The sequence below is a fragment of the Colwellia sp. SU-HH00943 genome (assembly GCF_057546125.1).
This window is the reverse complement of the sequence record NZ_BAAJLW010000002.1, coordinates 292,219-315,715: the sequence shown is the minus strand read 5'-3', so window position 1 is coordinate 315,715 and position 23,497 is coordinate 292,219. Positions and strand designations below refer to the sequence as shown.

Here is a 23,497-nt window from a genome sequence, read left to right as displayed (position 1 = left end):
TCGCGCATAGTTGGTAACTTTCTAAGTTATTGGCTGTGCGCGTTTTACGCGTTAAAACGCTATTGAAATATTTGGTTTTATAATATGAATTCATCTTTACTCTTTTTTGTTCTTATTTTCTTAACCTTGTTTAGTTACTGGTTTGGAATAAAGCGTTCATTACGCGTTGCTGGCGGCGCAGAGCATAAAAAAGATCTAACCTGTTTACCTGAACAATTTGGTTTGTTAACGGCTATGGTTTGTGGTTTGCCAGCGCTAATTGCACTGCTTATTTTCAACAGTGCAGAACAAACTGTTATTGAGCAATTGCTCACTACTACCTTACCTGCTAACGTACAAGCGCTTTCATCAATCGATTTAGGCTTGTATTTAAATAATATTCGTTCTTTAGCCTCTTCAGAAACTCCAAACACACTATTACAATCAATAGCTGAAACGAGTGTTCTTGCTGAAAAAAGTCAATATCAAGCGGCGATGCAACTGCAAAGTCTTAGCGAGCAATCCTCTTGGCTTAAAACAGCCTTAGTCCTTATTATTGCGGTTGTCAGTGTTATTGTCGTTGTGAGAAAGTTCAGCCTAACCTATGCTGCCAGACAAAAATCTGAAGCCATAATTCGTGGCGTATTAGTGGCTTCGTCAGCCGTGGCGATATTAACCACCTTAGGTATCGTTGTTTCTGTATTATTTGAATCAATTCACTTCTTTGGTGCCGTATCACCTAGCGAATTTATGTTTGGCACACAATGGAGCCCACAAACCGCGATGCGTGAAGATCAAGTAGGCGGTTCAGGTGCTTTTGGTGCTGTGCCCTTATTTGCAGGTACTATGTTAATCACCTTTATAGCCATGTTATTGGCTGTGCCTGTTGGGTTAATGATTGCTATTTATTTATCACAATATGCCAGTGCAAAATTACGTAGCTTTGCCAAGCCAATGCTTGAAGTACTTGCTGGAATTCCTACCGTGGTTTATGGTTTTTTTGCAGCCTTAACCGTTGCACCGGTTATCAGAAATGTAGGCGAATATTTCGGATTAAGTGTTGCTTCAGAAAGTGCTTTAGCGGCTGGTTTGGTTATGGGCACCATGATTATTCCTTTCGTGTCTTCTTTATCTGAAGATGCTATTAGCGCCGTGCCAAAATCATTGAAAGAGGCTTCTTTAGGCATGGGAGCAACCCGCAGTGAAACCGTTGTTAAAGTATTATTACCAGCAGCGCTTCCTGGTATTGTTGGTGCTATTTTATTAGCTATCTCTCGCGCTATTGGTGAAACCATGATTGTGGTCATGGCTGCGGGTATGGCGGCAAACCTAACAGCAAATCCACTTGATTCTGTCACCACAGTAACGGTGCAAATAGTAACCTTACTAACAGGTGATCAAGAGTTTGATAGCCCTAAAACGTTAGCGGCATTCGCCTTAGGATTAATGTTATTTATCACCACGCTTGGCTTAAATATTTTAGCGTTAAAAGTAGTGCAAAAATATAGAGAGCAGTATGACTAATTCAGCCAGTAAAAAAGAGACAAGTAATATGTCAACAGCGAAAAACGCTACCACAGAAAAAGTAGCACTAAGCTTAAAGAAACGTCATCAAAAAGAAAAACGCTTTAAAAACATTGGGCTTTTTGCTGTTTTCTTTGGCTTTATGCTAGTGGTGATATTAATCGGTGATATCACCACAAAAGCGCTACCAGCCTTTCATCAGCACTGGGTAAAACTTGATATTATTTATCAAAGTGATTGGTTAAATGTTGATGAGCAACTCACTGAAGAAGCGCTTGCTAAGCAACTTAGCAGTGCAAACTATCGTAAAGTGTTAAGAAACTCTATTTACGATATGTTCGCCACTGAGAAAAAATTAAGCCGAAAAGACAAGCGTCAACTGGTGAAGTTATTTTCAACGAATGCTGAGTTTACTATTAAAGACAAATTAATAGCTTCACCTGACATGCTAAATCAAAATGTTGCTATATGGGTAAGGCTTGATGATGACGTAGATAGCTACTTAAAAGAAGGTTTTCCTGTTGGTGAAGCTGGTTTACGTATCAATGATCAGCAGGCGATGTGGATAGCACAACTATTAAGTGATGAACGTATAGAAAGCCAATTCAACTCAAGCTTTTTTACTTCTAGTGACTCACGTGAGCCAGAACTAGCAGGTATAAAAGGGGCGTTAATGGGAACACTATTAACCATGTTTGTTACGTTAGTATTATCGTTTCCACTCGGTGTTGCAGGTGCTTTATATTTAGAAGAATTTGCTCCTAAAAACCGCTTTACCGATATTATTGAAATTAACATTAACAACTTAGCCGCTGTACCTTCCATTGTCTTTGGTTTACTTGGTTTGGCTGTTATTATTAATTTATTCGGATTACCCCGCTCTGCTCCGCTGGTAGGTGGTATTGTACTAAGTTTAATGACATTGCCTACGATTATTATTGCTAGTAGAGCCTCAATAAAAGCGGTACCGCCATCAATCAGAGAAGCAGCCTTAGGACTAGGCGCATCAAAAATGCAAGTAACCTTTTCACATGTACTGCCTCAGGCGATGCCTGGCATCATAACAGGCGCTATAATTGGTATAGCACAAGCACTTGGTGAAACCGCACCACTATTAATGATTGGTATGGTTGCTTTTATTGTTGATGTCCCAACCAGTATTGTGGATTCGGCAACAGTATTACCCGTACAAATATATTTATGGGCCGACAGCCCAGAACGAGCTTTTTTAGCGAAAACATCTGCCGCTATATTAGTTTTACTATCGCTACTACTCGTTATCAATGTCACGGCAACAGTATTACGCGCTAAGTTTGAAAAGAAATAATTTGAGATAACATAATGAATAATCCAGAAATTAAACAAGACGCACTGGCTGAAATTGAGCTAACAGAAACCGTTGGTAACATTTATGCTGACGATGCCAAAATGTCGATTAGATCAGCCAATGTATTTTATGGTGAAAAACAAGCCATCCATGATGTCAGTTTAGATTTAGCTAAAAACCAAGTCACCGCTTTAATCGGTCCTTCAGGTTGTGGCAAGTCAACATTCTTACGCTGTTTAAACCGTATGAATGACACCATTGATATTTGCCGTGTAACTGGACAATTAATGTTAGATGGCGAAGATATTTATGCTAAAGAATTAGATCCAGTATTACTTAGAGCACGTGTGGGCATGGTATTTCAAAAACCAAACCCTTTCCCTAAGTCTATTTATGATAACGTCGCTTATGGCCCTCGTATTCACGGTTTAACCAACTCTAAAGCTGAGCTTGATGAAATTGTAGAAACCAGTTTGCAAAAAGCAGGCTTATTCAATGAAGTTAAAGATAGATTAAAAGATCCGGGAACGGGTTTGTCAGGTGGACAACAACAACGTTTATGTATCGCCAGAACTATCGCTGTCAGCCCTGAGGTGATTCTAATGGATGAACCGGCTTCAGCGCTTGATCCAATAGCAACCGCTATCATTGAAGAGTTAATTGATGAGTTAAAAGAAAAGTACACCATTGCCATTGTAACTCACTCTATGCAGCAAGCTGCACGTGTTTCACAGCACACAGCTTATTTCCACATGGGTAAACTCGTTGAGATGGGCAAAACTGAAGATATCTTTACACGTCCAAGCCACAAGTTAACTGAAAACTACATTACGGGCCGTTTTGGTTAAGGGAGAAAAACATGACTACATCAAAAGATTCAGAAGCCCCATCAGGTTTCACTACCAAATTACATTTAGATAAGCATATTTCCCGTCGCTTTAACGAAGAGCTTGAGCAAGTGAGAACGCTAGTTATGAAGATGGGCGTACTAGTTGAAGAACAAGTTAACGACGGCTTAAATTCAGTATTAGATGCTAATGCTGAACTGGCAGCTAAAGTGATTGAGCGCGATCAAAAAGTTAATTCTATGGAACTGGAAATTGACGAATACTGCACACAAATTTTAGCCCGCAGACAACCAGCTGCCAGTGACTTACGTTTATTAGTGAGTGTTATCAAAAGTATTACTGACTTAGAGCGTATGGGTGATGAAGCGGTTAAGTTTGGTAAAAATGCCATTAAACTTGCCAAAGGTAATTTTGCTGAAGAAGAAGGCTCTCGCCCTTTAGTTGAGCTAAAACACTTAGGTAAACATGTTAGTGAAACACTTCACAGGGCATTACAAGCGTATGCACAAATGGACGTTGAAACGGCGCTAGATATCATCAGAAATGATCATGTTGTTGATGAAGAGTTTGATAACATCTCGCGCTTGTTAGTGACTAAAATGATGGAAAACCCACGAGAAATTAAAAACGCATTGCGCGTTACATGGTGTGCACGTGCACTAGAGCGTATTGGTGATCACACCACCAACTTATGTGAATACATAGTCTATTTAGTAGAAGGTCAAGACGTGCGTCACACAAGCATGGAACAACTTAACGCTAAAATGGATAATTAAGCGTTAAGCCATAATTAATTCTTAAATATAAAAAGCAGCTTTTTAAATAGCTGCTTTTTTTTACCCTAAAACAACCAACACAGAAAACAAATTTATATTTTTAACAACTTCAGAGTAATCCTCACTTTTAACGCATGTAGTTTTAACACAAATAAATTTATAGCCATACCCTCTGCTCATAGCCCAAAAAATAATTGATAAAAAGTCGTCTTTTTTTAGATGAGTTCGTCTTATAGGTATCAATATGATTAATACCTTTTATTAAGATCTAAATGGAGAAGAACTATGATTAAACTCATTAGCTTTAAAAACTGCCCTTTTGTTCAACGTGTTATGGCTGCACTGGTTGTAAAAAAAATCCCCTTTGAGATTGAATACATTGAGTTAAGTAATAAACCTCAATGGTTTTTAGACATTTCGCCTAATGGTCAAGTACCTGTTTTGATCACAGAAAATGAAACTGTGTTATTTGAATCAGACGCTATAGTCGAATATTTAGATGATAAATATGCCCCCATAGAAAACGTAACAGCAGAGCAAAAAGCACTCGATAGAGCTTGGTCATATCAAGCAAGTAAACACTACATGCCACAGTGTTCAACCATGAGTAGCAAAGATAAAGATACCTTTGAAACACGTTTAGCTAACTTAGCAAAAGCCTTTGCTAAAACTGAAAAACAATTAACGGGTTCAAGATTTTTTAAGGGTGAGTATATTTCAAATGTAGACATTGCTTGGTTACCATTACTACACAGAGCTGCAATGATAAAAGAGCAATCTGGCGTTGATATGTTAGCAGGCTTTCCAAAAGTACAGAACTGGCAAACGGCTTTAGTCACATCAGGCCTTGCTGAACAAACTGTACCTGAAGACTTTGTTGCAACCTTTAGTGGTTTTTACTTAAAAAACACTTATCTAGCCAGTGTGATGAATGGAGCACAAGCTGACACGACTTGTTGCACAACGACAGCTAGCCCATGCTGTAATTAAGACTACCTCAGCTATGACAAGCAATTTTTACATTGTCATAGCCTTGTTCTCAGATGATAATAAAATCACACCTATCATTTTATGAAATAACTTAATGAATCTTGAAACAATATGGAAAGCATATCAGTCTAGCCTTAAAGCGTTTCTACACAGCAAAGTTTCAAACGCAAGTGATGTTGAGGATCTACTACAAGAAATACTGCTTAAAACCCATAAAAGCCTGCCTAGCTTAGCAGACAACAACAAAGTGAAGCCTTGGCTTTTTCAAATCGCCAATAACGCTATCATTGACTTTTATCGTCAAAACAAAAAACAATACAACTTAGCCGAAGAAGATTTATGGTATGGCAAACTAGATGATGCACATGTCATTAACGAGCTAGCACAATGTCTAACCCCTTTTATAAAACAACTACCTGAACAAGATTCTGAGCTTTTAATCGCGATTGAAACTGAAGGAGTACAACAAAAACGTTACGCAGAAGAGCAAAATATCAATTACTCAACATTAAAATCCCGACTGAAAAAAAGCCGTCAGAAACTTCTAAATCTATTTAACAATTGTTGCCAGTTCAACCTGGACACGAAAGGAAATGTTATTGAATATAATACTAGGTCAGGTAAATGTAATAGCTGTTAATAAAGCATTGAGCAGTTCAACAGCACAATCAGTTTCCACTAAAACACATAGTGCTTTGTTAACTCACTTAACAAAGCACTATGTGTTTTAGAAACAACTACTCGTTCTCTATACTTTAAAAGAGCCTAATAAGACTTGTACTTCATCACATATATTTGATATTTCACTTGCAATGACATTAGTATTACTAGCTCCATCTTCAGTCACTTCCGCTAAAGAAGCTATTTTAGTCATACTTTCAGTAATCATATTAACGACGGTTGTTTGCTCTTCAACAGCACTAGAAATTTGATAATTTTTGGAATTAATATCAGTCATGTTTTCTGTTACTAAGTTTAATGAGCCTGAAGCCTCGTCAGATTCGAGGACAGTTTTTTGACTTTGCTGCTTACCAAACTCAATTACGCTTACCGCGGTATCAGCACCAGTTTGCAATAAAGACAGCATACTGTATATTTCGCTAGTGCTGTCTTGAGTACGTTTTGCTAATGTTCTCACTTCATCAGCAACAACAGCAAAACCTCGCCCTTGGTCACCTGCCCTTGCCGCTTCAATAGCCGCATTTAATGCAAGTAAATTAGTTTGTTCAGCAATAGAGCCAATAACATCGAGGATGGAAGAAATACCATTTACATCACTTTTAACTTTTTGTATGGCAACTGAGCCTTTTTCAATTTCATCTGCTAACTGTTTAACTGAATCTGATGTTTTTACCAATACATCTTGAGCTTTAACAACATTTTCATCACCTTCGCTAGCCACTGACAAAGCTATTTTAGCACTCCGATTTATCTCTTCTGAGTTAGTACTCATCTCGAGCGTTGCTGTAGCAACTTGGTCAGTTTCAACTTTTTGCTGATCAACACTTTCTTTGGTGCTGGATGCATTAGCGGTTAACTCTGATGACATCTCATTCAAAGTTCCCATGCTTGTCACAATCTGCTTAATTAAACTTTGGATATTCGCCACAAATAAATTAAAGTTTTCTGAAAGCTCTCCTATTTCTCCACCATTAACGGTCAAACGTTGCGTTAAGTCACCTTCCCCTTTGGCCATTGCATTTAATGCATTTGTTACATTACTAATAGGTTGAATAACAATGACTCTACATAAGAAAGTTAATAGCAACATCACCACAATATCTAAAATCAAGGTTTGAATAATTAAAAGTGTGATTAAATCAGATAGGGTTTCTTCTAACGGTCCTTTATCTACATTAACAACAACGTAACCAACATCTTGTTTTTCATCAAATTCATCAGTAAAAACTAGCTTATCTTTAAATAAGTAGTCTTTCTCTGATTTCTTAACAGGAAAGCTACTATCAGCAATTTTTCCATCTTCAAGATTTTTTTTACCGAGGTTAAATTTTGTTAATGCCTTGTCATCATAAATAACAATTTCTTTGATATATTTCGCTGCAAGTTCTGATTTTAGTACTTTTTCTATTTGAGTTGTTCTAATATTCCATAAATCACCAGGTAAATTGAGCTTTAATCTGTTTACTACTTGATGCGCTTGTGATTCAAGTTGTTTTTCTAAGGTAGATTTAGTACTCAAATACTCAAACGTACCAAATATTATAAAAATTAAAGTGATAAAAACAATTGCAAACAAATTAAACCTTACGGCAATCGAACTTTTTAAAATCATAATCATTCTCGTCAACTTTAGTTAATTTAGAAGCCAATTTATTTTAATTATTTCAAGATAAAAGTGATCTTTAACAAGCCCATCTCCCTTAAAACATTATTTATTCTAGAACGAGATCGATAAAACATCCAAATTATTGTTGGTTTTACCTACTTTTATCAATAACTTTAGATCTATATTGGCAAATCCAAAATTATTGACCTACCTTTAAAACTGTTACGAATATGAAAAAACATAACAAATAATAATGTAATGAAATCAATATAGTCTAAAACATAAATATCGGGATAAAACATGAATAACATAAAAAGTAAGAAGTTGTTTTTTGTTAAACCAATAATATTAGGTGCTATTTGTTTAACTTCAACACATGCAATTTCAGATGAAACAAAAGTAACAATTGGAGGCTTTGTAAAGCTAGATGCTTATTATGACAACAAAGTAAACAGCTCAGTTGCACCACGAGGCTATGATTTACTCGACTTTCGTGGTATCCCACTAGACGGCACTCCAAATGCAGAAAGAGCTGGCGGTTTTAAAGCGCATGCACGTGCTTCTCGTTTCTACATACAAACAGCCACCCCTTTTCAAGGTGACACCATTAAAACACACATTGAAGGTGACTTTTTTGGCCGTGTCGATACTGGGGCATTAACGGATGATGACACCCTGTCTAACTCTTACGAGCTACGATTACGCCAAGCGTTTATTACCTGGGGTAATTGGAAAGTTGGCCAAGCATGGAGTAACTTTGTTGACCTTAAAGCTTACCCTGACAGCATGGATTTCACCGGCCTAGTTGGTCGTACATTCTTAAGACAAGCCCAAATTACATACACTTATAAATTAGGTGGCGGCGATAAATTAGCTTTCTCTTTAGAAAACCCTGAGACAGATTATAACACTGACCATCCAGCGCCAGGTGCCACTTCACGTGAAAGCGAGTCAATGCCTGATATCATCGCTACTTACTTTAACACTACTGATTGGGGTCATTTTAGAGCCAGTGCTGTTGTGAGAAGACTGGGTACAGAAACTTTTACTAATGATACGATTGCACCAGATACCGCTAGCAATGCGATGGCCTATGGTATTGGTTTATCAAGTAAGATTAATTTCAATAAACAGTTTAATTTAAAACTTAACTTTGTCGGTGGTCCTGGTATTGGTCGTTACCTATACAGCAACCATTATAGAAGTGCTGTATTAACACCAGAAGGAGAACTGGAAGTAGAAGATGCTTGGGGCGCAAATGCTATGTTGCAGTATAAGCCAACTTCTAGCTTACGTTTTAATATAGGTTACGGTGTTAACGATATGGGCTCAGGTGAAGACTTCAACACACATGGCAGTGTAAATACCGCTATGACAACACTTCATGGTAATGCCATTTATACCATTGCTCCTAAACTAAATGTTGGTGTTGGTTTTACGCATGCAACACGTGAAGTAGCTGATGGTAGAGAAGGTGATATTACACGCTTGATGTTTTATATAAAAAGAGATTTTAAAGCAACATTTTAATTGTAAGTGTTATTAAACGGCTTATTACGTTTTAACAATATTGTTTCTTTAATTAGATGAGGAAATTATGAAAAAATCACTCAATATACTTATTTCAGCTTTAGCTTTTTTTAGTGTTAGCTTTACGTCTTTAGCTGAAAACTTTCATTTTTATTCGATTAACGTTTCACCAGCAGGATTCAAAGATGGAGGCGAAGTTAAAGGTTACTACGCTGATATATTAAAAAGAGTTGGTCAAGAATTAGGTGTTGATAATCCAAAAATATCTCTAGGGCCATACCCTCGTTTACTTAAGGCACTTAATGAAAATAATTCAGGCTTTGTAATAACCTGTCTTTTTCCAAGTGGTAGGTTTAATGAAAAGATCTCTCAACCCACTAAAGTTGGGCACTTTACAACCGGTATTATCAGCTTAAAAGGGGCTCCATTAAGCTGGGATTCCATAAGTGGCAAGCGCATCGCAACAGTAAAAGGTGCGAGTAAAGTTTATGGTGAAAAGTTTCATAAAAATGTAGAAAACAAAACTATAAAACTGGTTTCTGTATCAGACTACGAACAAGCTATAAAGATGTTAAAAGCCAAAAGAATTGATGGCTTTGCGGGTAATCTCGCTCCTTTACTTAATCGCGTCAAGGCAGTCAATCTGGATATCGCAGAGCCGTTAGTTATTACCGAGAAAATTTCAAGAATAACTATTTCTACAGCACCTGGTACTCCTAATGCAGAAGCTACAATTGCTAAAATAGGTAAAATCGTAGATGGTATGTTGGCTAGCGGTGAAATCAAAAAAATTATTGAATCTTATTTACCTGAAGCGAAACAACCTTAATAGTTATATCGATTACTCTAGAGTTTAAGCCACTTTTAATAGTGGCTTTTTAATTTCTAATTTTTAATTATCGAAATCTTATTTTCGATAACATAATCATATTTTTCAATTTGAGAAATGTATAAAAATAACTGAGTACTATAACTTAGCTATTGAATCAAAAACTATTGACCACTTCCTTCACTGACAATCACAGGTAAATCCATACAACCATAATCTACACCGAGCTGACTTAAAATACAGGTTAATTGTCCTCTATGATGTGTTTGATGGTTAAACATATGTTGGGTTACATCAGAGACTTTCTTGTTGATAAGCTGCCCTTCTGTAGAAGAATAACTGATGAATTGCTCACACTCTTTAACGGTTAAGTTTTGACAATAATCACTAATCAATGTGTCTACTGATTCTCTTAAGTTGCTGATATTTGCTAAATCGTGCGCGTAAATATCATTCGGTGTTTTAGGTGTAGGCAGTTGTTCAAGTTTACAGCTAGTCAGAGACGATATTTGATTTCTTGCTAAGCGAGATAAAAGGATCAAATCACCAAATAAAATATGATTCCAATAAGCAATAATATTAGGGAAAAATGAACTCGTTTCCTGTTGTAATTGTTCAGGGGTTAACGACTGACAACACAACAACAACTGTTTATTAATACGGTCATTATACAATGCCATCATGGAAAAGTTATCTGTTAACCCCAAACTTACGCTCTTTATATTATTATTTTTGAAAGTGTGATGATAACAACTTTTAGCCATAAAAAAACGCCCGTAGGCGTTTTAATATCAATTGATGAGTCAATGCCATAAAGCTTACTAATTCAACATAGCTAATCGTATTTGTTGCTGCTTTTGATACACTTCTTGTTCTCGTTCAACATACTTTATCCATTGTTGCGCAGTTTTCTTAATTTTTGGCAACTGTTGCGCGCTTGCAAAAGCTAATAGCGATTTATCAAAGTTAAGCAGGTTAAAGTTAGCCATGCCTTGAGCTAAATACATATTACCTAAATAACTAGTATCCTTATCCCCTTCACTTTTCACAATAGCTTGTTTCGCATGGTAATTCGCTTTATCCCATTGCTCATCATTTAAGTAAATTTGCGCCAATAAGGCTTCATATTGCCCTTCATCAGAAAGCGCAGTAAGCTTTTTCAACACCACAATCGCGTTTTTAGGCTCTTTAGCATTCATATACGCACGTGCCAACATATCTAAGTGTTTTTCTTGCGCAACAATTTTGCCTTCCTCAATAGCATTATTGAGTAGTTTAGCTGCTTTATAAGGGGCGCCATGAAATTGATATAGCTGCACTAACGTTACAATGTCAGAATCTTTAGTAATATAACCAGCATGAAATGCCGCTTCCATCACAGCAATTTGCTTATCTTCTTCGCCAATTTCGCCATACATTCCTGCCAATTGCAGCCAGTATTGTGGTTTTTCATAAAGGCGTACTAATTGTTCCATCACCTTAGTTACTTGTTTAGGTTGTGCTAACTCGTAATGGGTGGCGCGTTTCAAAATAAGCCAATTTTCTTTAGGCAGTTTATTTTCTTGTGCACTTAAGGTAATGGCATTCTCAATATGCATTAAACTATCTATAAATTGTTTATCTTGATAAAAAACTTGTGCGAAAAGCATTTCTTGATTGGCTGTTAATGCTTTTGGATTTGCTTTTTTCCATGCCTGCAAATGAGTTAAAGCACCAGCATAGTCTTGTTGTTGCATTGAGAGTTGTGCAAGTGAATAACGGGTTGAAAGTACTAAACTATCGGGAATAGCGCTTTCATCACTGATCACATGTTCAAAACTACTGATCGCTTTCGCCATATCTTCATTGGCATAGTGCATGAAACCATAAAAGTTAAATAACATCGCTTTTTCATAAGCATTTAAACTGTCTATACGGTCTTTAACATCGTCTAATGCTTCAAAACCTTCGGCTTTATTACCTTCATCAGCTAATTTTTGTGCTCTGGCAAGCTGGGTGTAAACTCTGTTACGCATAGCAGGCACTTTTTTACTGGCTCGGTAGCTTTCATGAGCTTGTTTATTTTCATCTTTGGCAACAACTGTTTTTGGTGACATTAAAGCGATAGCACCTAGCGTTGTTGCAAGTATCAAAGAAGCGGATAATTTCATGATTGTCTCCTTAATGTAATCTTTCTCTTGATGAAGTTTTTCTTAACCATCAATTTCAAAGCTAATTTTGTTTTGTACACCGCCTACAGCCATAGCAACACCATCGACTACGCGCGGCTTGTATTTGAACTTAACCACAGCATCTAATGCTGCGCGATCAAAGACACCTTCTGGTTCTGCATGCACGACAACGGGGTTAGTAACAGCGCCCGTTTTTGTGACAGTAAACTCAACCACAACAAAACCTTCGATGCCTCGTGACTGTGCGCGTCTTGGGTAAACCGCCGCGACTTTTACTATCGGTAAATAGTCACCGTCATTACTGTCTAAACTTAATCCACCTGACAAGCCGGTATCTGCTTGAATGTCTGCGGCAAACGTATTTTTCACTGCATTGGCATTAGGGTTACTTTGCTGCATCGGTGGTGTTGTCATTGGTGGTGGTGGCTCTTTAGGTTTGGCTGGTTTTTGTACTTCGCGCTCTTTTTTCACCACCGCTTCTTCTTTTTTCAAGCGAATAAAATCAAGTACATTGCCTTTTACTGGCTCAGTCATGGCATTGTTACCGCCAGCAATCAGCTTCTGCATACCCCAAAACAATACAAAGGTCATGCTTAGCGCTAATGTTCCCGCTATCGCATAACGAGCTCCACTACGAACAATTATTGTAGACACGCTATCTCCTCCGTTTGCCGTTATGCTTCTTGAGCTGCTATAGAAACATCAAAAACACCCGCTGCACGTGCTGAGTCCATCACTTTGATTAAGGTATCTGTTGTGGCTTTTTTGTCTGCCTGAATAACCACAGTACCTTGCGGGTTTTCCGCCTTTAGACGCTCAATGTTAGCTTGAACGCTGCGAATATCGACTTTACGTTTGTTGATCCAAATATCGCCTTTATCACTAATAGCCACGAGGATATTAGCGCGCTCTTTTTTAACGGCTGTTGCTGCTTCTGGGCGGTTAACATCAATACCAGCTTCTTTGACAAACGACGCGGTTACAATGAAGAAGATCAAAAGAATAAACACCACATCGAGCATGGGAGTCATATCAATTTCTTCTTTTTCTTCTTGCGCTTGTAGCATTTTATTTAAGTGACGCATGGGTTTTCCTATTTAGTGTTAAATAGCATGAAGGCATTGCATAAAGCGCACTCATGCTTTTTTATTCGTTATTGCGCTTTAGTGTTTAACCACTAAAGCATCTGCAAGCAATTCGGTTTCTTTTTTAGCATTACGTTTGATCCAAGCTACGGTAAATACACCTGAAAGCGATCCAACCATGCCAGCCATTGTCGGTATTGTCGCTCTTGATACCCCTGAAGCCATAGAGCGGGCATTACCACTGCCAGAAATTGCCATCACATCAAATACTTCAATCATGCCAGTTACTGTTCCTAACAAACCTAATAACGGGCATAGAACTACTAAAGATTGAATCAATGTGATATTACGGTTTAGCTTAGTGGCCCCTCTTGAAATTAATGCGCCACGAATTTGCTCACTATTCCAAGAGGTATGCTCTGCTCTATTCATCCAAGTATCGATTATGTGTTTTCTGACACTCTTGTAGCTCACTGAAATAAACACAAAGCGTTCAAAAATCATTAACCACATGATGAAAATAACGATACCGATAACAGTTAATACTTGCCCGCCTGTATCCATAAATTCAACAATGGCATTAAGCATTTCAGTTAAGGCAATCACGACTTATGCTCCTTGCCCTGCTAACTCAGCATTTTCAGAGCGCTGTGCAATGATGCCTGTACTTTCTTGTTGCAAGATATTGATGATATTTTTACTGCGACTATTTAAGTAGGCGAATAGGAATACCATTGGAATCGCAACCACTAAACCAAGTACTGTGGTTACAAGCGCTTGTGAAATACCACCGGCCATCAATTTAGGATCACCCGTACCAAATAAAGTTATAGCTTGGAAGGTATTGATCATACCGGTAACTGTACCGAGTAGACCGATTAACGGCGCAACCACTGAAATGATTTTAATCAGGGTTAACATGCTCGAAAGCTTAGGTAACTCGCGTAAAATTGATTCTGAAAGTTTTAATTCCAAGGTTTCGTTATCTACGCCTGGGTTATCATCTTTAACCTGCATAACACGCCCTAACGGATTATCACTAGAGGCTTTATCTGATTTCAATTGGCGATTAACTTTTGCCCCGACAGACACTAGGTTGATGAAACGAATTAACGCGATCAATAAACCAATAGCACCAATACCTAAGATGATGTAGCCTACTACGCCACCTTGATCCACACGTTCACGTGTATCAGGGGCTTGCACTAATAAACTTAAAATTGAACCACCTGTAGGATCTAATGCAAATGCCGTTGTTTCTTTACTGTTTTCTAAAGCATTTACCGTAGATAAGTAACGGTTGGCCGGTTGTCTGATTAACTCAGCAACAGAGCCTGTTTCATCAATATATTCTAAATATTTGCCATTTGAGACTAAGTTAAAACCACCCACACGGGTTACGTCTGCATTAGTACGCTCACCATTAGCTAAAACTACTTCACGGTTGAAGGTGTGAACTTTGCCACTTTCAGTCATCTCACGTTGCAGTTCAAACCACAAACGTTCAATTTCTTCGATTGATGCAAGTTTAGTACTTGACCCCATGCTTTGTGCAAACTCATCTAAAAAATCACCACGACTTGGGATTTGAGCCGAAATAACTGAGGTTTGAAATTTACTACGAGTATCACCTGAAACCTGCTGTAACACCCCAAATAGTTCTTTTAACTCACCTAAACGCTTATCCAGTGCATCAGTTTTATTGGCAAGCTCAATTTCATTATCAGCAAAGCCTTTCTCAAGAGAAGCACTAAGTTTTAATGCTTGATTGCGTTGATTTTTAACGTCATCTAACATAGCTTGCTGCTGGTTAACTTTACTTTTAAATTCAGTTTCTCTAGCTTTGTTCTGCTGTGTTTGTGCTACTTTACCTTGCTCAAGTTGTTGCAATAAATCATCTAGGTTTGCTGCTTGTTGCGCCATAGCTGTACTAGTAAATAGAGTCGCTGATATAGATAAAGTGGTGAATACTTTCTTACAAGTTTGCCCAAAAATATTTAAAGGCTTAACATTATTATTAGTCATCATGATTTATGCTCTGCTATAACTTGGCTGCTGAATTAGATAAAGGCACCATAATTAAATCCGGTGCAAGTTGTTTGCGGGCTATACGTAAGGCTTTATTAACACCTAAACGATAATCTTGAGATAGGGTTTGCCATTGGCCTGCATCTTGTTGCCATTGACCTAAACGACTACCATCACGTGTTTGATACACAAAACTGACACGACCAACACGTAAAAAGTCAACATCCATTTGCTGGCCATCAATATCAAGCTGACCACTGTATGCTTCGATGGTACGCCCATAATCTACTTCAATTTGGTAAGCTTCTAATACGCGACGGAATTTCTCTGGTACAGAAATATCAGCACGTACCATCATGTCTTTTAAGTCATTAATACGTTTGCTGCGCTCTTCTGGTAAAAAAGGTACATCAAGATTTACAAACTCTTCTAAGGTTGAAATCATACGCGCCATTAATGGAGAAATTTGGCGTTCTATAACACTGACTTCTTCCATGGATGTAGCTAATTGTGCAAGCTCAGCTACTTGGTTATTTAATTGCGATTGCATTTGTTGGTTATAAACATTTAAACCATCAAGCTCTTTTGTTACGCCATTAAATTGTTGTAATTTACTTTGTACTTGTTCGGTATAATTATTAACCTTCAGCTGAGATTGACTGGCTGATTGATTAATTTTTTGACCCGCATCAACAACTTTTTCTAGTTGTTGTTGGTTTTGATCGAGTGAGCTGGCACTAGCCGCTGTAGCTAAAAAAGCAGTCGCACTTAAACTCATAAAAATGCTTGCTTTAGCGAGGTTGGATAATTGCATTGATATACCTTTATCATGTCATAAAATAATTGTGACAAAGTGTACCGAGCAAATATGACACTTAAGTGATAGAAAAATGACACTTAAGTTGCAGAAATATTTCACTTTTATGAAAAATATGATTTTCCTTGTGTTCATTCTTTTAAAATAGGGAGTTAAAGCTTTTTTACATACCAATACATAATATGACCAAATCGTTGCAATTGGTAAACTTGATATTTTTAATTGGTATGATAGATTGGTATCCAAATCATAATCACTCTGTTTACTAAAGCGCTTTATGAAAGTTAATTTACTTAACATGCTCGCTATAGGCAGTGAATAAAAACTTAAGGATCTAATGAAGAAAATGAACATTAAAAAAACACTATTAACGTTGGCTATTTTCCCTGCCACCGCTTCCTTATTACTGTCATGTGCTAGCACTGACTCAGATGGGAATATGACAGATAAAGCAAACAAGAATGCCGCGGTTCCTGCCGATAAATTTGATTTGTCTCACTGGAAAATGAACGTACCTACTGATGTAGATAACAACGGTAAAATTGATGAAATCAGTGTAAAAAAAATGCAAACCTACTCGCACCCTGATTTTTTCTATCTAGACGAAAATGACCATATGGTTTTCGCATCCCCAAACAAAGCGATCACCACAGCTAACTCAAGTAATACCCGTAGTGAATTACGACAAATGCTTCGCGGTACTAACACCCGTATTAAAACTAGCTATGCAGGTAATAACTTTGCTATTGATGCACACCCATTGTCAGAGCGCTTTGGTGCAACCGGCGGCAAAATGGAAGCAACTTTAAAGGTTGACCATGTGGCGCTTCGAGCGAAGCACGCTAATAAGCCAGCAGCATACTCTGTTGTCGTTGGACAAATTCATGCTGGTAAAGACAAAGCCATGGTTGCAAAAAATTTAGGCTTTGGTTGGGGTAATGAGCCAATTAAAATTTATTACAAAAAATGGCCTAACCATGAAAAAGGCTCTGTTTTTTGGAACTATGAACGAAACCTAGCTAAAGATGATCCAGATAGAACTGACATTAGTTATCCGGTTTGGGGAAATAGCTGGGAAAGCAATGAAGAGCCGGGTGATAAAGGTATCGCCTTAGGTGAAGAATTTAGCTATGTAATAAATGTTCACAAAAGCATCATGTATTTGACATTTACTGCACCGGGTAAGCCAGAAGTAAAATTCTCAGTAAGTTTAGCTGATAATGTTGACCCTTTTGGTAACGTAGACAGTAAAGATCACCCGCTAGGATATACTGGAGATTGGATGTACTTTAAAGCAGGTGCTTATAACCAGTGTAGTACTAAAGATGCCCCGGGTATTTGGTACGCAGCTTGTTTAGGTACAGGTGATTGGGAAACAGATAAAGCTAACGGCGACTATACACAAGTTACTTTCAGCAACTTAGTGCTTAGCCCAGGTGAAGCACCCGAAACTAAAAAGTAAGTTTTATAATTTACTAGGCATAAAATTGCAAAAAAGGCGCTTGATCAAATCAAGCGCCTTTTTCTTTAGTTAACTACTGGCAGTAGTTAACTATTACACAAAGCATTAAAACTCTAACTGTAATGCCACTTCAAAACGCGTACCCTTTGTTTGGCTTTTTAATAAAGTGTTTTCAAATTCTAACTCTTTATCTTCGCCAAGCATATTTTGTACTTTAAAGGTTAACGTAGATGAATAGGTAGGATAGTAGGTATAAACCAAATCTAAAGAATGAAATGGCTGCTCATAAGCATCATCTTTACCTTCAATTCCTGGTACGATAATACGCTCACCAAATACATTATAAGCAATGGTTGCACTGTGATTACCATTCGGTGCATCCCAGCCTAAATTCATATTAACAACATATTCTGAGTGACCTGTCATACGACGAGTAGGATTGGTAATACTCGTAGACACACCTGTTTGTTCAACAACACGTTGGGTATCTATATTAATTTCGGAATCACTTAAGGTTACATTACCCGACAAGAAGAAATCTTGACCAATGCCGCCTAAGAAAGCGAAATCTTTCAAAAACTCCATTTCAATACCGTAAACATAACCGTCTTCAGCATTAGCAATACGAATTAATGGTGGACCATCTTGTGAAGGCGACTGAACTGCTTCAATCGGTTGTTCCATATCCTTATAGAATAAACCAACAGAAAGGCTCTCACCTGTATCCATATACCATTCCCAACGTAAGTCATAGTTGAGAATATCAGTACTTTCAACACCAGGTGTACCACCTATTGGAAAGCCAGTTAATGGATCTATATAGGTAGCCGGTGCAACTTCACGTAAATCAGGGCGGATAGTTGTTTGACCAACAGAGGCTCTAAACTGCATTTCTTCATTTAGAACATAGGTCAATGCTAACGCGCCAAAGAAGTCATCTTCTTGGAAAGCTAAATCCGCTAAATCTTCTTCTGTTGGCGATGCGGGTAAATCAAACATGCCTGTTGCAGGATCAAGCGGAGCAACCACTTGTCTGAAGTCTTCCCAACGAACACCACCAGTTAAACGCCAAGTATTATCAAAGAAGAAATCCGCTTCCACATAATAAGCATCAACTTTTTGTCCAGTTAAATAATCGTCACCTGCAACCGAGGTATCACGCATAATCACGTCATTACCCGATAACGGATGATTTAACATCACATCGTCAGTCAAAATATCATTTAATTGATGACCTGTTAAATCTAAACCATCAAAAGTAAGCGTATTTATATCAAGTCGGCGGGCAAATGATTCACGTGATTTAGTGATAAAGTTACCACCAAATTTCAACTCAATTTCCGTACTATCTAAAGTAAATGGCATAGATAAGTTATAACCATAATTTTCTACTTCATCATCTAGGTTTTGGAAATTATAACGCGTTGCTGTAGTTGCATTTCTTAACGAGCTTTCATTGATATAGTCAAAAATGCCATCTTCTGGCTGTCCATTTGAACCGTCGGCAATAATATAACGTGTTTCAATATTGCCTGGCGCATAACGATTAGAGCGTGCATCTGAGTAAAACCAATCTACGCCTAAGCCACCCCAGTTATTAAAGTTATGTGTACCGCGAATTTGATTAGAAATCATTTCACGCTCTTCATAAATCACTTCGGTATCACGTACACGCAAACCATCAGTAATAGTGACGTTATTGGTGTTACCACGCTTGTCACTGATTTGATCACGTGTGTCATGTAAGATCAGTGAGGTAAAATCGATACGATGATCACGACGATACTCTAAGCCAACACTTAACATGCCAGAAAAACGTACCGAATGTTCATTGGTTTCAACTTCATCAAAACCACGTACTAACGACCAAGTACCGTCTGAGCTTTCAGTGAAATCTTGACCTTCATAACCTGTCGACACTTCCCACTTATTATCATAAGAAACCGCCGATAAAAAACCTAAACGAAAGTCATCAAAATCAAACTTATTTCCCAAGGTCACATCAAAGCCAGTATTAGGATCGACACTTTCTTTAACAGGATCATAATCACGATTTAACTGGGCAGCCACTAAACGATTGTCTTCTTGGCTCATGTCATTAATTGGCGTGTAGCTATTCCACAACTGTTGTAAATCTGCTGGCGCTTCACGCGTGCCATCATCAACACCATACCAATCAGTATCACCGCCATTATAAGTTAAACCATCATCAAAATTGTTAGTGTTTCCGCCAATTTTACCTTTAATGTTAAAAACAAAATCTGAAGGAATTGTTTTTAAACGCACATCAACATTACCACCGGCAAAGTGTGCAGGCATTGAAGGAGAATAAGACTTTTGAACAGATAACGACTCAATAATACTTGATGGGAATAAATCTAGTGGAATAACCGATCTAGTAGGATCCGGGCTTGGTACTGCAGCACCATTTAACTGAGTGCTTGAAAAACGCTCACCTAAACCACGTACATAAATAAATTTACCATCAACTAGTGTAATACCCGTCACACGACGTAATGCCGCCGCTGCGTCAGAGTCACCCGTACGTGAAATTTGCTCAGCACCTAAAATATCTGCAACAAAGGCTTGGTTTTTTCGCTCTTCCATTACAGCACTGGCTGTACCTTTTAAGCGACTCGCCTTTACTACAACTTCTTCCATAGCTTGGCTATCATCTTCTTGCGCAACAACCTGACCAGTCGTTGAAACGATTGCTAGTGCCAAGCTAGATAATGCGAAAGATTTAAACTTAGTATTCATTATTAACCTCATGAATTAGGTAATTGCTCAATGAAAATGCTGTAGCACCTTTACCTTTACTTTAACTTTGATAACTAAAGGAAATGAAAGGTAACTACAGATAACTACAGCATTTTTGCTTTGCTAAACTAGTCGTCTAAACCTACAGTCCAGCCAGCAGTCCAGTCATTATCTGAGCTCACCGCACCAATGTGGTCAGCATTATCAAAGAATGCATCACCTGAGAAGTCTTTCGCTGTTGTGGTATCAATTGTGAAAATACCATTTAATACTGCGTTCATATCAGCAGCTTCGCTGTTATCTGTATTTTGATTTAATACCCAATCTTGAGCATCTAACAATACTGAGCCATCTGCCGCTTTTGAGTCTTTAAAGTTCTCTGTACAAGCAAATACTGAGTTAGAAATAACCGTGTCACCTGCAACAGCTTGGTCGACAGTAACTGAAGACGTATCACCACCTTCAATTTCAAAACACTCACCCGCAGCGTTAGTCACAACAAAGTTATGAAGTTGTGCTTTTGTACCTTCACGTAAGTAGATACCTTCACTGTCTTTGTCAGCTGTATCAAAGGCGTTACCAATGATAGTCATGTTAGCGATGGTAGGGTTTGATTGTGGTGTTTTAGACGGCGTTGAACCATCGTTATCTGCTTCAATAGCGCGGTTAGCAGCATCATTATCTGCATCATGCTTAACTAATACATATTGCATGTTACCGCGGTAGCCATTATCCCAATCAACACTGTCATCTTGGTTACCTGTTAACACAACATATTTTAAGTTAACTGTACCGCCGAAGAACTCAACACCATCATCAGCATTTTGGTGAACTTGAATATATTCAACTGTAGTACCTGAGCCAACACCACCAAAGGTAATACCATTTAATTCATTATCTGGTGCAATTTCATAACCCGCATGCTTAACAACTACATAACGTAAAGTACCTGAGCTGTCTGAGTCATCAGTACCACCAAATACACCACCTTCTTCTACACCTTCAACTTGTAAAGCACAGTCAGAGCCATCGCTAGGACATTTGTTTGATTGCGCATTACCAAGAATTACAATACCACCCCATTGGCCAGCATCCGTATCTTCACCCGAAATATCTTCACTAGATGTAAAGGTAATTGGTGCGCTTGAGGTACCATTTGCTTGAATTTCTGAATCACGGCTAACTACTAAGTAATCACCACCTGAACGACCAAAAATTGTTGTACCTGCTTCGATGGTTAACGTAGCGCTATCGGCTTTATCACCACCAACAAACACTGGACCACTTAAGGCATATAAGTTGTTTGAGGTTAATGTTAAATCAGAGGTAATAGTACCAGTGATTTCACAGGTAGTTGTTGAACCATCTGCCGGAGTAATTGATGTTGTACCAGTAGGACAACCTTCTACAACTGGTTCAGCAGTTACTTCACCACCACCAAAACCAAATGCCCAGCCTTCACGCCAGTCAGTAGCGCCATCTAATGCACCAATATAATCAACGCTATCGAACCAAGCATCTTGCGTAGTTGCAACATCTTGACCTGCATCAGCAGCAATTAATGGTGAGTTAGTATCTGGTACACCGTTTTCATCAATTTGAATTGATGTTGAAACACTGTTTGAAGTTTCAGCTAAGAACCAAGTTTCTAAATCAAGTAACACTGAGCCGTCAGCAGCTTTTGAATCTTTGAAGTTTTCACCATTGCTACACGCCATAATAGAGTTTTGTATAACAATTTTGTCACTGTTAGCATTATCAACCGTTACCGATGAAGTATCACCACCTTCAAACTCTAAACACTCACCCATTTCACTCGGGCCAGTAACAACAGTATTGAAAATTTTAGCCGCAGTACCTTCACGTAAGTAGATACCTTCGCTGTCTTTATCAGCAGTATCAAAGTTATTACCAACAATTGTCATGTTTGCAATAGTTGGATTTGACTGTGGTTCTTTATCTGGCGTTGAACCGTCATTATCCGCTTCAATAGCACGGTTGGCTTCACCAGCATTACTCGCATGCTCAATATAAACGTGTTGTAGCATACCTTTAAAACCGTTATCCCAATCAACACTGTCATCTTTGTTGCCTGTTAACACTAAGTGTTTAACATTGACTGCACCACCAAAGAACTCAACACCATCATCAGCATTTGAGTGAACTTGGATATAGTCAACTGTTGTGCCCGAGCCAACACCACCAAAAGTAATACCGTTTAACTCATTATCTGGAGAGATTTCATAACCCGCGTACTTAACAACAACATACTTTAATGTACCTGAATCATCTTCCCAGTCAGTACCGCCAAACACAGCACCTTCTTCAACACCTTCAACTTGTAGGGCACAATCACTACCATCTGTTGGACATTTGTTAGACGGCGCATTACCTAAAATAACAACACCACCCCACTGGCCAGCACCTGTTTCTTCACCTTTAACATCTTGTAATGAAGTCATAATGATTGGCTTAGCTTTTGTGCCTTCAGCCATAATTTGTGCATCACGATGTACCACAAGGTAATCGTTACCTGACTGACCAAATAAAATAGCACCTGGTTCAATAGTTAATACTACATCGTCAGCGCTTCGTGCTTGCTTATTTGCTGAAGCTAAACCACCAACTTCTAAACCGCCACTGATTGCGTACATCACTGGCGTACCACTGTCAGTATTCGCCACTAACGTAGTATTTTCAGAAATTTGTGTATCAAGTACTTGTACCTGTACGTCAAAACCCATTGCCGCTGAAACTTCAACACTTAATGCTGAGTTAGACTTACCTGCTAATGTTGTATCCGGCTCATCTGGCGTAGTTGCACCTTCATTGATGATAGTTGTATCACCAACTGAATTATCAACGTTAGACTCAAGGTTAATGTCACCACCACAGGCTGAAAGGCCAAGAGATAATGCCGCTGCAATAGCAGCATTAGTAGCACTGTACTTAAATAACTTATTCAATTTCATGTTTTCTTTCTCCGAGGAGTTGGTTGTTTTAATATAAGAAGTAATTAAATTGCCCGACATGCTACAAGAGAAAAATGACAGAAATGTTTTAGAAATATTACCTTTTATTTAC

Annotated in this window: 19 protein-coding genes; 9 read left to right on the top strand and 10 right to left on the bottom strand. The window is 38.2% G+C overall.

The window, feature by feature from the left end; genetic code table 11:
* The first annotated feature begins 84 nt into the window (after positions 1–84).
* The 6 genes from pstC (at position 85) to sigZ (ending at position 6,084) form a co-directional block, all read left to right on the top strand.
* A complete protein-coding gene (gene pstC / locus AC27GZ_RS06585) occupies positions 85–1,503 on the top strand; it encodes a phosphate ABC transporter permease subunit PstC (protein WP_487094105.1) in 1,419 nt (472 codons plus the stop codon).
* On the top strand, positions 1,496–2,830 hold the full coding sequence (gene pstA, locus AC27GZ_RS06580) for a phosphate ABC transporter permease PstA (protein WP_487094104.1): 1,335 nt from the start codon (positions 1,496–1,498) through the stop codon (positions 2,828–2,830). The genes pstC and pstA overlap by 8 nt, the downstream gene beginning before the upstream one ends.
* A gap of 14 nt (positions 2,831–2,844) precedes the next feature.
* A complete protein-coding gene (pstB, locus tag AC27GZ_RS06575; RefSeq protein ID WP_487094103.1) occupies positions 2,845–3,678 on the top strand; it encodes a phosphate ABC transporter ATP-binding protein PstB in 834 nt (277 codons plus the stop codon).
* 11 nt (positions 3,679–3,689) lie between these two features.
* Positions 3,690–4,454 (top strand): phosphate signaling complex protein PhoU, encoded by a 765-nt coding sequence (gene phoU / locus AC27GZ_RS06570; protein ID WP_487094102.1) that lies wholly within the window; start codon positions 3,690–3,692, stop codon positions 4,452–4,454.
* Between the two features lie 285 nt (positions 4,455–4,739).
* Complete coding sequence (locus AC27GZ_RS06565; protein WP_487094101.1) at positions 4,740–5,444, top strand: glutathione S-transferase family protein; 705 nt, start codon at positions 4,740–4,742, stop codon at positions 5,442–5,444.
* Between the two features lie 94 nt (positions 5,445–5,538).
* Positions 5,539–6,084, top strand: coding sequence for an RNA polymerase sigma factor SigZ (sigZ, locus tag AC27GZ_RS06560; RefSeq protein ID WP_487094100.1), 546 nt, complete (start codon positions 5,539–5,541; stop codon positions 6,082–6,084).
* Positions 6,085–6,192: 108 nt separating this feature from the next.
* On the opposite strand, the gene AC27GZ_RS06555 is transcribed toward sigZ, so the two are convergent.
* Positions 6,193–7,644, bottom strand: coding sequence for a methyl-accepting chemotaxis protein (locus tag AC27GZ_RS06555; protein WP_487094099.1), 1,452 nt, complete (start codon positions 7,642–7,644; stop codon positions 6,193–6,195).
* 387 nt (positions 7,645–8,031) lie between these two features.
* Between AC27GZ_RS06555 and AC27GZ_RS06550 the strand changes: the two genes are divergently transcribed.
* Together AC27GZ_RS06550 and AC27GZ_RS06545 are read left to right on the top strand one after the other, a co-directional pair.
* Complete coding sequence (locus AC27GZ_RS06550; protein WP_487094098.1) at positions 8,032–9,261, top strand: DcaP family trimeric outer membrane transporter; 1,230 nt, start codon at positions 8,032–8,034, stop codon at positions 9,259–9,261.
* Between the two features lie 67 nt (positions 9,262–9,328).
* Entirely contained in the window at positions 9,329–10,090 is a 762-nt protein-coding gene (locus AC27GZ_RS06545) for a substrate-binding periplasmic protein (protein ID WP_487094097.1), read from the top strand.
* A 164-nt stretch (positions 10,091–10,254) separates the two neighbouring features.
* Here AC27GZ_RS06545 and AC27GZ_RS06540 read toward each other — a convergent pair whose 3' ends face one another.
* The 7 genes from AC27GZ_RS06540 to AC27GZ_RS06510 all read right to left on the bottom strand — a co-directional run bounded on the left by AC27GZ_RS06540 (position 10,255) and on the right by AC27GZ_RS06510 (position 16,188).
* A complete protein-coding gene (locus AC27GZ_RS06540) occupies positions 10,255–10,854 on the bottom strand; it encodes a DinB family protein (RefSeq protein ID WP_487094096.1) in 600 nt (199 codons plus the stop codon).
* 57 nt (positions 10,855–10,911) lie between these two features.
* Positions 10,912–12,240, bottom strand: coding sequence for a tetratricopeptide repeat protein (locus tag AC27GZ_RS06535; RefSeq protein ID WP_487094095.1), 1,329 nt, complete (start codon positions 12,238–12,240; stop codon positions 10,912–10,914).
* 42 nt (positions 12,241–12,282) lie between these two features.
* On the bottom strand, positions 12,283–12,852 hold the full coding sequence (locus AC27GZ_RS06530) for an energy transducer TonB (protein WP_487094534.1): 570 nt from the start codon (positions 12,850–12,852) through the stop codon (positions 12,283–12,285).
* Positions 12,853–12,935: 83 nt separating this feature from the next.
* On the bottom strand, positions 12,936–13,346 hold the full coding sequence (locus tag AC27GZ_RS06525; RefSeq protein ID WP_487094094.1) for an ExbD/TolR family protein: 411 nt from the start codon (positions 13,344–13,346) through the stop codon (positions 12,936–12,938).
* 78 nt (positions 13,347–13,424) lie between these two features.
* Entirely contained in the window at positions 13,425–13,952 is a 528-nt protein-coding gene (locus AC27GZ_RS06520; RefSeq protein WP_487094093.1) for a MotA/TolQ/ExbB proton channel family protein, read from the bottom strand.
* Between the two features lie 3 nt (positions 13,953–13,955).
* The gene (locus AC27GZ_RS06515; protein ID WP_487094533.1) at positions 13,956–15,371 is read right to left on the bottom strand and encodes a MotA/TolQ/ExbB proton channel family protein; all 1,416 of its coding nucleotides are present in this window, start codon (positions 15,369–15,371) and stop codon (positions 13,956–13,958) included.
* Positions 15,372–15,387: 16 nt separating this feature from the next.
* A complete protein-coding gene (locus tag AC27GZ_RS06510; protein ID WP_487094092.1) occupies positions 15,388–16,188 on the bottom strand; it encodes a DUF3450 domain-containing protein in 801 nt (266 codons plus the stop codon).
* 349 nt (positions 16,189–16,537) lie between these two features.
* Between AC27GZ_RS06510 and AC27GZ_RS06505 the strand changes: the two genes are divergently transcribed.
* Positions 16,538–17,653, top strand: coding sequence for a polysaccharide lyase family 7 protein (locus AC27GZ_RS06505; RefSeq protein ID WP_487094091.1), 1,116 nt, complete (start codon positions 16,538–16,540; stop codon positions 17,651–17,653).
* Positions 17,654–17,758: 105 nt separating this feature from the next.
* Here the strand turns inward: AC27GZ_RS06505 and AC27GZ_RS06500 are convergent, their stop codons facing one another.
* A complete protein-coding gene (locus AC27GZ_RS06500) occupies positions 17,759–20,413 on the bottom strand; it encodes a TonB-dependent receptor domain-containing protein (RefSeq protein WP_487094090.1) in 2,655 nt (884 codons plus the stop codon).
* A 128-nt stretch (positions 20,414–20,541) separates the two neighbouring features.
* Complete coding sequence (locus AC27GZ_RS06495) at positions 20,542–23,385, bottom strand: hypothetical protein (protein ID WP_487094089.1); 2,844 nt, start codon at positions 23,383–23,385, stop codon at positions 20,542–20,544.
* Positions 23,386–23,497 lie beyond the last annotated feature (112 nt).

What these genes read in the sequence shown, in the direction of transcription:
- pstC (WP_487094105.1), top strand. Translation starts at nt 85, where the DNA reads ATGAATTCATCTTTACTCTTTTTTGTTCTTATTTTCTTAACCTTGTTT.
- pstA (WP_487094104.1), top strand. Translation starts at nt 1,496, where the DNA reads ATGACTAATTCAGCCAGTAAAAAAGAGACAAGTAATATGTCAACAGCG.
- pstB (WP_487094103.1), top strand. Translation starts at nt 2,845, where the DNA reads ATGAATAATCCAGAAATTAAACAAGACGCACTGGCTGAAATTGAGCTA.
- phoU (WP_487094102.1), top strand. Translation starts at nt 3,690, where the DNA reads ATGACTACATCAAAAGATTCAGAAGCCCCATCAGGTTTCACTACCAAA.
- AC27GZ_RS06565 (WP_487094101.1), top strand. Translation starts at nt 4,740, where the DNA reads ATGATTAAACTCATTAGCTTTAAAAACTGCCCTTTTGTTCAACGTGTT.
- sigZ (WP_487094100.1), top strand. Translation starts at nt 5,539, where the DNA reads ATGAATCTTGAAACAATATGGAAAGCATATCAGTCTAGCCTTAAAGCG.
- AC27GZ_RS06550 (WP_487094098.1), top strand. Translation starts at nt 8,032, where the DNA reads ATGAATAACATAAAAAGTAAGAAGTTGTTTTTTGTTAAACCAATAATA.
- AC27GZ_RS06545 (WP_487094097.1), top strand. Translation starts at nt 9,329, where the DNA reads ATGAAAAAATCACTCAATATACTTATTTCAGCTTTAGCTTTTTTTAGT.
- AC27GZ_RS06540 (WP_487094096.1), bottom strand. Translation starts at nt 10,854, where the DNA reads ATGGCTAAAAGTTGTTATCATCACACTTTCAAAAATAATAATATAAAG.
- AC27GZ_RS06535 (WP_487094095.1), bottom strand. Translation starts at nt 12,240, where the DNA reads ATGAAATTATCCGCTTCTTTGATACTTGCAACAACGCTAGGTGCTATC.
- AC27GZ_RS06530 (WP_487094534.1), bottom strand. Translation starts at nt 12,852, where the DNA reads ATGACCTTTGTATTGTTTTGGGGTATGCAGAAGCTGATTGCTGGCGGT.
- AC27GZ_RS06525 (WP_487094094.1), bottom strand. Translation starts at nt 13,346, where the DNA reads ATGCGTCACTTAAATAAAATGCTACAAGCGCAAGAAGAAAAAGAAGAA.
- AC27GZ_RS06515 (WP_487094533.1), bottom strand. Translation starts at nt 15,371, where the DNA reads ATGACTAATAATAATGTTAAGCCTTTAAATATTTTTGGGCAAACTTGT.
- AC27GZ_RS06510 (WP_487094092.1), bottom strand. Translation starts at nt 16,188, where the DNA reads ATGCAATTATCCAACCTCGCTAAAGCAAGCATTTTTATGAGTTTAAGT.
- AC27GZ_RS06505 (WP_487094091.1), top strand. Translation starts at nt 16,538, where the DNA reads ATGAACATTAAAAAAACACTATTAACGTTGGCTATTTTCCCTGCCACC.
- AC27GZ_RS06500 (WP_487094090.1), bottom strand. Translation starts at nt 20,413, where the DNA reads ATGAATACTAAGTTTAAATCTTTCGCATTATCTAGCTTGGCACTAGCA.
- AC27GZ_RS06495 (WP_487094089.1), bottom strand. Translation starts at nt 23,385, where the DNA reads ATGAAATTGAATAAGTTATTTAAGTACAGTGCTACTAATGCTGCTATT.